The 12,289-nt window shown below is 69.1% G+C and carries 9 protein-coding genes; 4 read left to right on the top strand and 5 right to left on the bottom strand.

Annotation, left to right across the window (positions count from 1 at the left end; genetic code table 11):
* Positions 1–9: 9 nt before the first annotated feature.
* Entirely contained in the window at positions 10–714 is a 705-nt protein-coding gene (locus OG588_RS06000) for a class I SAM-dependent DNA methyltransferase (protein ID WP_405946370.1), read from the top strand.
* A 217-nt stretch (positions 715–931) separates the two neighbouring features.
* On the top strand, positions 932–2,557 hold the full coding sequence (locus OG588_RS06005; protein ID WP_405953057.1) for a SpoIIE family protein phosphatase: 1,626 nt from the start codon (positions 932–934) through the stop codon (positions 2,555–2,557).
* 49 nt (positions 2,558–2,606) lie between these two features.
* On the opposite strand, the gene OG588_RS06010 is transcribed toward OG588_RS06005, so the two are convergent.
* A complete protein-coding gene (locus OG588_RS06010; protein WP_405953058.1) occupies positions 2,607–4,088 on the bottom strand; it encodes an MFS transporter in 1,482 nt (493 codons plus the stop codon).
* 342 nt (positions 4,089–4,430) lie between these two features.
* Between OG588_RS06010 and OG588_RS06015 the strand changes: the two genes are divergently transcribed.
* Positions 4,431–5,330 (top strand): amidohydrolase, encoded by a 900-nt coding sequence (locus tag OG588_RS06015; protein ID WP_405946371.1) that lies wholly within the window; start codon positions 4,431–4,433, stop codon positions 5,328–5,330.
* Positions 5,331–5,341: 11 nt separating this feature from the next.
* Here OG588_RS06015 and OG588_RS06020 read toward each other — a convergent pair whose 3' ends face one another.
* Together OG588_RS06020 and OG588_RS06025 are read right to left on the bottom strand one after the other, a co-directional pair.
* Positions 5,342–6,802 (bottom strand): glycoside hydrolase family 76 protein, encoded by a 1,461-nt coding sequence (locus tag OG588_RS06020; RefSeq protein ID WP_405946372.1) that lies wholly within the window; start codon positions 6,800–6,802, stop codon positions 5,342–5,344.
* A 33-nt stretch (positions 6,803–6,835) separates the two neighbouring features.
* Positions 6,836–8,449, bottom strand: a complete 1,614-nt coding sequence (locus OG588_RS06025; protein ID WP_405946373.1) for a glycoside hydrolase family 27 protein — start codon at positions 8,447–8,449, stop codon at positions 6,836–6,838.
* A gap of 229 nt (positions 8,450–8,678) precedes the next feature.
* Between OG588_RS06025 and OG588_RS06030 the strand changes: the two genes are divergently transcribed.
* Positions 8,679–9,848 carry a glycoside hydrolase family 76 protein gene (locus OG588_RS06030; protein ID WP_405946374.1) on the top strand — a complete coding sequence of 390 codons (1,170 nt, stop codon included), beginning with the start codon at positions 8,679–8,681 and terminating at the stop codon, positions 9,846–9,848.
* A 2-nt stretch (positions 9,849–9,850) separates the two neighbouring features.
* On the opposite strand, the gene OG588_RS06035 is transcribed toward OG588_RS06030, so the two are convergent.
* Both OG588_RS06035 and OG588_RS06040 read right to left on the bottom strand, forming a co-directional pair.
* Positions 9,851–10,882, bottom strand: coding sequence for a LacI family DNA-binding transcriptional regulator (locus OG588_RS06035; protein ID WP_398850896.1), 1,032 nt, complete (start codon positions 10,880–10,882; stop codon positions 9,851–9,853).
* 92 nt (positions 10,883–10,974) lie between these two features.
* Positions 10,975–12,270 carry an ABC transporter substrate-binding protein gene (locus tag OG588_RS06040; protein ID WP_399392467.1) on the bottom strand — a complete coding sequence of 432 codons (1,296 nt, stop codon included), beginning with the start codon at positions 12,268–12,270 and terminating at the stop codon, positions 10,975–10,977.
* Between the last annotated feature and the right edge of the window lie 19 nt (positions 12,271–12,289).

Genomic DNA, 12,289 nt, shown 5'->3' on the forward strand with positions numbered 1-12,289 from the left:
CAATCCTCTATGCGCGGACGAAAGGCCACTTCAGTGAGCGGAACGAACGACGGGTCCGACTACGGCAGCCTGCGGCTCGACCGCAGCGGTCAGGCCGAGGCCTTCGACGCCATCGGGGACCGGTACGACGAGGCCTTCCCGCACAAGGAGGGCCAGGTCGGCGCGGGTGAGTGGCTGATCGAATCCCTCGCGCCGGGCGCCCGCGTGCTGGACCTCGGCTCCGGCACGGGTGTGCCGACCACCCGGCAGCTGGCCGACGCGGGCTTCGAGGTCGTCGGCGTGGACTTCTCCGCCCGGATGGTGGCGCTGGCCCAGGGATACGTCCCCACCGCCACGTTCCACCAGCTGGACCTCGCGGACCTGCGCCCGGGCGGCCCGCGTGACCTGGACCGTTTCGACGGTGTCGCCGCGTTCTTCTCCCTGCTGATGCTCCCGCGCGCGGAGATCCCGCTCGCTCTGCGCACGATCCACCACCTGCTGCGTCCGGGCGGCCTGTTCGCCCTGTCGATGGTGGAGGCCCATGTGGACGACTTCGCGATCCCCTTCCTCGGTCACACGATCAGGGTCTCCGGCTATCTCCTCGAAGACCTGCACAAGATCCTCGACACGGCCGGCTTCGAGATCGTGAAGGAGACCTCCTACACCTACGCCCCGGCGACCGCCGACGTCCCGCCCGAGGAACAGGTCTTCCTCTGCTGCCGACGACGCGACTGAGGCCGTAGCACCGACACGGCGGCCGCCCGGCCGCACCAGTGACGGGACGAAACGTGTGACGGAGCAACCCACCCCCCGCGAAGGCCCCGCCGGAACCGCCCGGCGAGGCGCCTCGTCGAGCGGCCCGGCAGCCGTCGTACCGCTCGGCCGGACGCCTGTGCGGCAGCTGGACCGGCTCCAGTACCTCGATGTGGCCACCCGGCGGATCGCCCGCGGGATGGACCTGGACGAGACGCTGCGGGAACTCCGGTGGGCGGCGGTACCCGCCTTCGCGGACGCGATCGTGATCCATCTGCACGATCCCCTGCCCGTCGGGGACGAGAGGTCGGCGACGCCCGTCGTCCTGCAGCTGCACAGCATCGACCGCGCGCCGGAGGCCAGGTCCGCGCTGCTGATGCCGCACGCCGAGTACGCGAGCGTGGCGGAGCGGGTGCAGCCGACGCTCGACGGCCGGCTCGCGAAACTGCTCCTGGCCGGGCGGCCGGCCTTCGGCGACGTATCGGACATCGGCCCCGCGGTGGCCGAACTGCTCGGCCCCGCGGCGAGCGCGCGCGGCACGCTGCCGCCGGGCCGCCGGCTCATCATCGCCCCGCTGCACGGCCGCCACCACGTCATGGGGACCGTCGTCCTGCTGCGCCGCCCCGACCGTTCCGCGTTCACCGCCGACGATCTGCTCGTCGCCTCCCAGCTCGCCACCCACACCGCCATCGGCGTCCAGAAGGCAGTGATGTACGGCCACGAGGCATCCGTGGCCGACACCCTCCAGCACACGATGCTCCCGTCCTCGCTGCCGGAGCCGACCGGCATCCAGCTGGCCAGCCGCTATCTGCCCGCCTCGAAGACCGCGCAGGTCGGCGGCGACTGGTACGACGCGATACCGCTGCCCGGCAGCCGGGTCGCGCTGATCGTCGGCGACGTCATGGGCCACTCCATGACCTCCGCCGCGATCATGGGCCAGCTGCGCACCATCGTGCAGACCCTCGCCGGCCTCGACCTGCCCCCGCACGAGGTCCTCCACCACCTCGACGAACAGGCCCAGCGGCTCGGCAGCGACCACATCGCGACCTGCCTGTACGCGATCTACGACCCGATCTCGCACCGCCTGCTCATGGCGAACGCCGGCCACCCGCCCGCCGTACTGCTGCGCCCGAACGGCCACGCCGAGGTCCTCCAGGTCCCGCCGGGCGCACCGATCGGCGTCGGCGGCGTCGTCTTCGAGTCCGTGGAGATGCCCGCGCCCACCGGCACGACGCTCGTCCTGTACACCGACGGCCTGGTCGAGTCCCGCGACACGGACGTGGGGACCGGCGTCGAGGCGCTGCGCACCCACCTCCAGTCCACCCCGCACCGACACCGCCGCTCCTCGCTGGACCGGCTGTGCGACCGGATCCTCACCGCGCTGGCGCCGGGCCCCCGCGACGACGACATCGCGCTGCTCACCGCCCGCTTCGAGGGCTTCCCGCCGGACAGCGTCGGCTACTGGCACCTCGACCCCCACCCCCTCACCGCGGGCCAGGCCCGCCGGCTGACCCGCAGGGTGCTGCACCGCTGGGGCCTGGACGCCCTGCTCGACACCACGGAACTCCTGGTCAGCGAGGTCGTCACGAACGCCGTACGGTACGCCTCACGCCCCATCTCGCTACGGCTGCTGCGCACCGACGTGCTGCGCTGCGAGGTGACCGACGACTCGCCCCAGGTACCCCGGATGCGGCAGGCGGCGCCGGGTGACGAGGGCGGCCGGGGTCTGTTCCTGGTCGACCGGCTCGCCCAGCGTTGGGGGGCGACGCGGTTGAGCACGGGGAAGGTGGTGTGGTTCGAGCAGCAGATGCCGAAGGGTCAGTAAAGACCTCTCGCATCAAGGGAGTTGGCGTTCAGACCACGGGCGTTGATGCTCAGACCGGCCCAACTCCCGTACCGCCCTTGAGGCGTTCGAGGTCGGAGGGGCGGACCTGGATCACGATGACGGCGATCAGCGCGGCGACGACCGTGAAGATCGCGGCCATCACGAACGCGGCCGAGACCCCGGCGGTGAGCACGTGATCGCCCCAGTTGCCCGGGAGTTGACCAGTCCGCTGGAAGCGGATGCGTTCGGCCGGAGTCGCCCGGGACAGGAACGCGGGGATCTGATCCTTCGCCTCGTTGCGGCTGGCCGTGCCGAACATCGTGACCAGGATGGACAGTCCCAGTGAACCGCCCACCTGCTGCATGACGTTGAGGAGTCCGGAGGCCGCGCCGGTCTCCTGCACGGGCACGTCGGAGAGCGCCATCAGGGTCAGCGAGACGAACTCCATGCCCATGCCCAGGCTGAACACCAGCATCGGGCCGAGGACACTGCCCAGGTACGTGGAGTCGACGTCCGTCAGCGTCAGCCAGGACAGCCCGCCCGCCGCGAGGATCGCGCCCACCACCATGAACGGCTTGGGGCCGTAGGTCGGCAGGAACCGCGAGGCCAGGCCCGCGCCGACCGCGATCACGGCACTGACCGGCAGGAAGGCGAAGCCGGCCATGAGCGGGCTGAAGCCCAGCACGTCCTGCACGAAAAGCGTGAGAAAGAAGAACATGCCGAAGATCGCGGCGGAGAGGCAGAGCATGATGCCGTAGGTCCCGGCGCGGTTGCGGTCGCGGAACATGTGCAGCGGGGTGATCGGCTGCCGGGAGCGCCGCTCGACCAGGACGAACAGGGCGAGGACGACCACGGCCGAGCCGAACGAGGCCAGGGTGAGCCCGTCGCTCCAGCCCTCCTGCGCGGCCCGGATGAAGCCGTAGACCAGCAGCACCATGCCCACGGTGGAGGTGAGCGCGCCGGTGATGTCGAAGTGGCCCGGGTGGCGTTCGGACTCGCGGATCCAGCGCGGGGTGGCGAGGACGATGAGCAGTCCGATGGGCACGTTGACGAAGAGCACCCACCGCCAGTTCAGCCACTCGACGAGGATCCCGCCCATCAGCAGCCCGATCGCTCCGCCGCCGGCCGAGACACCGGCGAAGACCCCGAACGCCCGGTTGCGTTCCGGTCCTTCGCGGAACGTCGTGCTGATCAGGGCGAGCGAGGTCGGGGAGGCGATGGCACCGCCGACGCCCTGGAGGGCGCGTGCGGCGAGGAGTTCACCGGAGTTCTGCGACAACCCGCCGAGCAGGGAGGCGAGTACGAAGAGCAGCACCCCGAACACGAACACCCGCCGCCGCCCGAGAATGTCCCCGGCCCGCCCACCGAGCAGCAGCAGGCCGCCGAAGGTGAGGGTGTACGCGTTGACGACCCACGCCAGGCTGGTGGTGGAGAACCCCAGCGAACTCTGGATGTGCGGAAGCGCGATGTTCACGATGGTGATGTCCAGGACCACCATCAGCTGACAGGACGCGATGACCAGCAGCGCCATCGTGCTGCCGCCACCGCCGGATTCCCGGGTGGTGGGCTGCGCTGCGGAGGCTTGCCGAGGACTGCTGCTCATGGCGGATCGCACTCGCGAGAGGTAAGTGAACGGTTCCGTCCACTAGATACTCACCGTTCGACCGTACGCCCGCCCTTAGCTCCCCACCACTCGATCATCACAGGCCCAGGCGCTAGGTTCACACATGACAGGACATGGGGAGAAGCCATTGGTGGCCGCGAACGTCCACTCCGGTGTGCACCGGTCCCCGGCAGGGCGCGGATGCCGTGGAGCACGACTCGACCAACTCGACGTCCGCAGCACACTCAACGCCTGGGCCGGAGAAGCGACATGACCAACGTCGACGTACACCAGCACCTGTGGACCCCCTCGCTGGTGACGGCGTTGCGCGCCCGCCGCGAACCGCCGTTCCTGGACGGCTGGACGCTCTTCCTGGACGGTGAACCGCCCTTCGAGATACCGCCCGCCGACCACGACCTCGCCCGGCGCGCCGAACTCGCCGCCGCCGACGGTCTCGACCGGGTCCTCGTGTCGTTGTCCGCCCCGATCGGCGTGGAGTGGCTGCCCGAGGCCGAGGCACGGCCCCTGCTCGACGCCTACCACGACGGCGTGGCAGCTCTGCCCGAGCCGTTCGGGGCCTGGGCGGCCGCCTGCGTACGGGACATCGACGCGGACGCGACCGCCAAGGACCTGGACCGGGGCTTCGCCGGGCTCCAGCTCCCCGCCAACTCCCTTGCCGACGCGGCCGGTTACGCCCGCTGCGCATCGCTCCTCGATCTGCTCGAAGAACGCGACCTCCCGCTCTTCGTCCACCCGGGGCCTGCCGTGGGCGACTCGGCGGACCCCGCCTGGTGGCCCGCGATGGTGCCGTACGTCCAGCAGATGCACGCCGCCTGGTACGCCTTCCGCGCGTTCGGCCGACCGCGTCATCCACGCGTGCGCGTGTGCTTCGCCCTGCTGGCCGGACTCGCCCCGCTGCACGGCGAGCGAATGGCGGCCCGGGGCGGACAGCAACAGGAGGACGACCCGGGCGTGTTCGTCGAGACGTCGTCCTACGGCCCGACCGCCGTCCACGCGATCGTGCGCGCCCTCGGCGTGAACGCCGTGGTCCAGGGCTCGGACCGGCCGTACGCGGAGCCGCCGCGTTATCCCGGCCATGGGCTGGGCGGAGCGGCGGCCTACGCCTTTCGTATCGCCAATCCGCGACGACTCCTCACCGGGGAAGGCTGAGTGACGGTCAGTCAGTTCGCCGCGTTCATCAGGTCGAGCGCGCTCTGTTGCCGGGCTGCGTCCGTGGAGTCCAGCGGTCCGGCCCAGTGCAGCCCGTACGCGTCGAGGGAGTTGCGGTCGCTCGCGTACGCGGCGTCGGCCTGGCGTTTGATGTAGGTGGTGTAAGGACGGTCGGCCAGGCGGGAGTTGAAGGCGCCCAGACCCCGGACGTACGCGCCCTTGAAGGACGGACCGTCGCCACCGCAGCCACTCGCCTCGCACGGTTCCCGCAGGATTCCACCGGAGTTGAGAGCCGTCGACGTGGTCGAGGCATCCCCGATCTGACGGCCGGTGGTGAGAAGAGCCGAGTCCCCGGTCGCGCGATACAGCTCCGACAGACCGCCGAGCAGCACGCCTTGGTTGTACGACCACGTCGTGTCGCCGTTGTTGCCGCAGGTCGCCAGGTTGATGCCGTCGTTGACCAGATGGGAACCGTTGATCATGCCGGTGCCCTTGAACCACGACCACTCGGCGTTCGCCCGGCCCAGATACGTCGTGTCGCCCGCGATGCGGTTGTGCAGAGCGGCGTTCAGCTCCAGGTAGAGGGAGTTGGCGATGGCGTTCTTGTAGGTCTTCGCCGTGCTCCACCACACTCCCCCGCCGCACGTGTTGTCCCAGTACCGCGCCATGTAATCGGCGTCCGCGCGAGCGGTGTTGAGGTAGCGGGAGTCGCCGGTGAGGTCGTACGCGTCGACCCAGGCCAGCCCCCACCAGCCCGTGTCGTCGATGTAGTCGTTGGTGAAGTTGCCGCCCTGCGCCGAGAGGTTGCGGTCGTAGGTGTTGGCGATCGCGTACTTGTAGCTGGCCATGCCGGTCACGCGAATGTTGTCGATCAGGGCGGTCAGGGCGTTGGCCGAGTTCCACCAGCCGGTGGTGTCGAACAGGCCGGTGCCGAGGTTGTACGACTGCATCAGCGCTGTGGCGGCGGCAGTTGGGCGGCTGCCCGCGTTCCACGTCGTACGGGCCCACGCCGTACAGGCGATCTCGGCCCGGTCACCGGCCTTGCCGCAGGCGCGCAGGGCACCTACGCCGAGGGCGTTCCAGTCGTCGACGTTGTACATCAGGGTGCGCCAACCTCCTTGCCCCGCAGGGATGGTGGTGTCGCCGAGCTTGCTGCCCGAACTCCAGGTCCGGCCGCCGTCGAAGGAGCGGTCGAGCCAGACCTCGTCGCCGGGGCTGCCGTTGGTGATCGAGGCCCAGCCCATCGCGTCGGTGTCGTCGAAGTGCAGGGCGATGCTGCGGGAGTAGATGCTCCCGCTCACCGGCTGGCGGTCGCCCGGGGACAGGGCCGGGTCGCGGGCGTCGCAGTACTTGTTGCAGATCGACGCCTGGGCGGCGGCGGTCGCGACGCCGGTGGACACCGGCATGAACAGGGCCAGGGCGGCGATCAGACCGGTCCCAACTCTCCAGATGCTTCGTGCTGTTGAGGTCATGCCGGCTCCATGGGTGTGGGGGGATACGAGCGGTCAGCCCAGGCGCCACTGCTGGTTGGCGCCGCCGTTGCAGGACCAGAGTTCCAGCGCGGTGCCGTTGACGTTTCCGGCCGCCTGGTCGCCGCCGGTGACGTCGAGGCAGAGGCCCGACTGGGTGCCGGTGATCGTGCCGTTGGGGTTGACGCTCCACTTCTGGTTGGCGCCGCCGTTGCAGCCGTAGAGCTGCACCTTGGTGCCGTTGCTGGTCTGGTTGTTGTAGGCGTCCAGGCACTGGGTGCCGCCGTAGAGCCGGAGTTCACCGGCGGCGGTGATGGTCACGGCCTGGTTGGTGCCGCCGCCGCAGTCCCAGATCTCGATCTTGGTGCCGGGGGTGGTCTCGCCGTTGTAGGCGTCGAGGCAGCGGTTGGAGGAGGCACCGATCAGCGGGTGGGTGCTGCCGACGCTGGTGCCGCTGCCGACGGAGACCCGGTACATGACCGAGCCGTGGCCGGGGACGCTCGCCGAGATGGAGCCGCTCGTGCTGCTGACGACGTGCGACCAGAGGTTGTTGAGCTTGTACGAGGACGCCGAGGGGAGGCCGGCCGCCGTCGCGGAGGTGGTGATGGTGGCGGCGGAGGAGTTCTCGTTGAAGAGGACCACCGAGACGTCGCCGTTGGCGAGGGGCTTGGAAAGTACGTGCAGGCCACCGGAGTTGGAGATCTCGGTGCCCTGCTTGCCCAGGGAGTCCTGGTCCACGGCGATGACGTCCTTGTTGCCGTAGAGGGAGAGCGTGGCGGCGGTGGCCTTGCGCAGGTCGGTGCCGGCGATCAGCGGTGCGGCCATCTCCGACCAGAGGCTGAAGTGGGAGCGGTCCTCGGTGAACGACATGCCGTTGCCGACTTCGAGCATGTCGGGGTCGTTCCAGGCGCCCGGCTTGGCGTAAGCGGCGAGTTTGACGTTGGCCTTGTAAATGGACACCACCGTCGAGAAGTTGACGTTGATGTCGTCGGTCGTGCGCCAGCTGTTGCCGACGCCCGCACCCCAGGTCCACACGTCGGCGAGGCCCCAGTTGCAGAGGCTGTAGACGATCGGGCGGCCGGTATTGGCGAGGGCGTCGCGCATCGCCGTGTAGCGCTGCTGGTCGGGCACGTTCTGGTGGTTGCAGTTGTCGTACTTGAGGTAGTCCACGCCCCACGCGGCGAAGCTGTTGGCGTCCGTCTGCTCATGGCCGAGGCTGCCGGGGTAGCCCGCGCAGGTGGCGGTACCGGCACTCTCGTAGATGCCGAGCTTGAGGCCCTTGCTGTGGACGTAGGCGGCGGTGCCGCTGATGCCGTTCGGGAACTTGACCGGATCCGGGACAAGTTGACCCGCCGCGTTGCGGGCCGAGGTCATCCAGCAGTCGTCGATGTTGACGTACTGATACCCGGCGTCCTTCAGCCCGGAGGAGACGAGGTAGTCGGCGGTCTGCTCGACCAGTTGCTCGGTCACGTTGCAGCCGAAGGCGTTCCAGTCGTTCCAGCCCATCGGGGGCGTCTTGGCGAGGCCGTTGTCGAGGGCCTGCGCGGGCGGCGCGGCGCGCAGCACCAGCAGGGCCGGGACGAGGGCCAGCAGCAGCACCATCGTGAGGGCAGCGCTCAAACGTCTCTTGAAGGGTGACGGAACGGTCATGTCGAGGTCTCCTGATTCGCCGTGTGGGGCCGGTCGAACTCACCTTTGGAAACGTAACCATCGTGAAGGTTCCAACAGCAGAGCTGCATCGTCAATGGTCCGGACCAAAATGCCCCGGGCGTGAACTACCCGTGCCGTCAGATGCGTTGACGACCTCAAGAGTCGATGACAACGTTTCCATCGCACCGGCATCCACCCGCACCCATCGACTCATGACTCGGAGGCCTCCATGTCGCTGCGTCCCTCCCGGCGCGTGATGATCGGTTCCGGCCTGGCCGCCCTGACGACGACGGCCGCCACACCCGCTTTCGCGGCCGAACGCCCAAGCTCCGCACGAGCGTTGTCCCGCGCCAAGGCCGCGTACGCCGCGCTGAGACGACACTTCGACGCGACCGACGGCTCCGGGCTGGTCCGCGAGCAGATCCCGGCGGCGGCCGGCGACACCCCGTACTCGTACGAATGGCCCTTCTCGCAGGTGCACATCGCCGCGCTCGATCTCACCGTCGTGGACGCGGAGTTCGAGCCTGAGCTGGCAAGACGGGCGGCGGCACAGGAGCATCACTGGAACGCCGGCGGCGGGACGACCAAGCTGCCCGGATACGCCTCGTACCCGGTCGCGCCGTACGGGGCGGGCGGGGACATGTTCTACGACGACAACGAATGGGTCGGGCTCGCGAAGGTCCAGCGGTATCTGCAGACCGGGGACACCGGCGCGCTGGCCCGCGCGAAGGAGATCTTCGCCCTGGTCAGGTCCGGTTGGGACACCGACAGCAGCCATGCCGCGCCCGGCGGGGTCTTCTGGACACAGGCCGACTGGAGCCACGACCGCAACACCGTCTCGAACATGCCGGGCGCCCAACTCGCCCTACGCCTCCACCAGATCACCGGCGAGGCCGACTATCTGGACTGGGCCAAGCGCTTCCACGACTGGACGAACGCGCATCTCCAGAGCCCAACTGGCCTTTACTGGGACCACCTTGACCTGCAAGGGACGATCGAGAAGACCGTCTGGTCCTACAACCAGGGTGTGCCGGTCGGCGTAGCCGTGCTGCTGTACGAGGTCACCCGGGACCGCGCCTATCTGCGCCAGGCGGAGCGGGTTGCCGCCGCCGCGTACGCCTACTACGTCACGCAGGGGCGGCTGTTCACGCAGCCCGTGTTCTTCAACTCGATCTTCTTCAAGAACCTGCTGCTCCTGGAGTCGGTGACCGGGAAGGACACCTACCACCGGGCGATGGCCGACTACGCCGACCAGGTGTGGGACACGATGCGTGATCCCGGCACCGGCCTCGTGCACTTCGACTCGGCCGGTGGCACCCAGGCGATCCAGCAAGCGGCCCTCGTGCAGCTCTACGCCGTACTCGCCTGGCCGCGCGCCAAGTGGCGGACGCTGTACTGACGTTACGGGTGTCCGATCTCCCCGGTGCCGCGCGCGATCAGCTGCACCGGGAGGACGGTCCGGTGGGAGGGGCTGTCGTCGCCGTCGATGCGGTCCAGCAGAATGTGGGCCGCCCTGCGGCCGAGTTCCTCGGTGTCGGAGGTGACGACGGTGACCGGGGTGGGCAGCATGTCGGCCAGCTTGAAGTCGTCGAACCCCACGACGGCGATGGAGACTTGGAGGTCACGGCAGGCCCGCAGCACGCCCTCGGTGAGGAAGCCCGTGGTGGAGAAGACCGCGGTGGGCGGGTTCGCGGAGGTGAGCAGGGCGCGGGTGGCTGCCTCGGCTTCCTCGGTGGTGCCGCGGCGCAGGGTGACGACCAGCTTGTTGTCGGGCTCGATGCCACTGCGGCGCAGGGCCTTGCGGTAGCCGCGCAGCCGACGGCCGGTGCTGTAGTACGAGGGCGCGACGAGGATCGCGATGCGGCGGTGGCCCTGGTCGACGAGGTGCTGGGTGGCCTTGTGACCGCCGTCCTCGTTGTCGACCAGGACGACGTCGGCCTCGGCGCCGGTGGCCGGCCGGTCGACGAAGACGATGGGCACGTGGTCGTGGCCGTTGATCTCGTTCAGGAAGGCGTGGTCGCCCTGGTCGGGGACGATGATGAGCCCGGCGACCCGGCGGCCGATCAGCTCGCCGACGGCCCGGCGTTCGACCTCGGGATCCTCGTCGGCCGTGCTCAACAGGACTGCGTAGCCTGCCTCGTTGGCGACCTCGACGGCGGCCTTGGCGAGGGAGGCGTAGAACGGGTTGGTTAGGTCGCCGAGGAGCAGCCCGATGGTCATGGAGTTCTGGCCTGGGCGCAGGGAGCGCGCGATCTCGTTGCGCTGGTAGCCGATCGCGGTGATCGCCGCGTTCACGCGCTCGGCCGTCTCCTCGCGGACCGTGCCGATGCCGTTGACGACGCGGGAGACGGTGACGACGGCGACTCCGGCCCGCTCCGCGACGTCGCGCATCGTGGGCCTGGTGTTCTGGCGGTGCGGGGGACGACTGCTCACGTGAGTTGAAGACCAACCTTCCATCGCGTACCGGGGCCGGGACCGCCCTCAGGATACGTATCGGGTCCCGGCCCGCCGCTCGGCCCGGGACGCTAACCGTTGTTCTTGATCACATCGTTGATCTTGTCGGTCATCGTCTGGAGGTCGGAGAGCGGCTTCTTGCCGTTGAGGATGTCCGGCCAGTAGGCGGTGATCAAGTCATTTGACTGGCTGGCCCACTGGGTGGTGAAGCGCACGCCGATGGTGGTCGGGGTGTTCAGTCCCGCCTTGACGGTGGCCGCCACGGTCGTCTGCCCGGCCTTGTCGAGGGCGCCGAAGTAGGCGTTCTGGGCGGAGAGATAGGCCGGGGCGGCGACCGGGGAGTCGGGCAGCACCTTGGTCCACACCGTGGAGTCGAGGTACTTGAGGACCTTGAAGGTGGCGTCCGCGTTCTGGGTGTACGACGGGGTGCAGATGCCCACCGCGTCGTAGAGGGTGGCGGGCTTGGTCACCTGGGGCAGGGGCGCGAAGCCGTACTTGATCTTCGGCTTGTCGGTGAGGAAGCCCGCGGCCAGCCACTGACCGCTCCACAGCATCGGGATCTGTCCGGCGGCGAACAGGCCCTGCTGGTTGCTGATGTCGTAGCCGGGCGGCGCGATGGCACCGCTCTTGATGCCCGCCACGACCTTGCTGACGCCTTCGGTGTACGTCGCGTCGATGGTCGTCTTGGTGGGCTGGTGCACGTTGTCCGCGAAGGGCTTGCCGCCCGCCGACAGGGCGTACGTGCTGAGGGAGAACGGACCGTCCGTGGAGGTCAACGCGTCCGCGACCAGGCCGTACTTGGCGCCCTTGGCGTGGAGCTTGGCGGCCGCGTCGAACATCTGGTCCCAGGTCCAGCCGGCAGCGGGCACGGTGATGCCGGCGGCCTTGAAGGCGTCGATGTCGTACCAGATGCCGTAGGTGTTCAGCAGGGACGGGACGCCGCCTATCTTGCCGTCGGCGGTCTTCCAGTTCTTCATCGTCGACGAGACGAAACTGCTCGCGCCGAAGTCGCTGGAGCCGGAGAGCCGGGAGGCCCAGTCGGTGAGGAGGCCCTGGCTGGTGTATTGCTGCTCGGTGTCGTTGCCGCACCAGAACAGGTCGGGGAGCTTCTTGGCCTGAGTGAGGGCCGCGAGCTTGTCGCTGTAGTTGCCGTTCGGGGTGTCGACGCGCTTGACCGTGATGTTCGGGTCGTGGAAGCCGGTCAGGGCCTGGTCGATGGCCTTGTTGGTGGCGGCGGACTCCCAGGTCATGAGGGTGACCGTGGCCTTGCCGTCCGACTGCTTCCCGGACGAGCCGCCGCAGGCCGCCGTCGCGAGCAGTCCCCCCGCCGACAGCAACACTCCGGCGCAACGGATCCATCGTTTCATCGTGGCCTCCTGATACCTG

Origin of the sequence: Streptomyces prunicolor, assembly GCF_045162825.1 — a bacterium.
Classification (GTDB): Bacteria; Actinomycetota; Actinomycetes; order Streptomycetales; family Streptomycetaceae; genus Streptomyces; species Streptomyces prunicolor.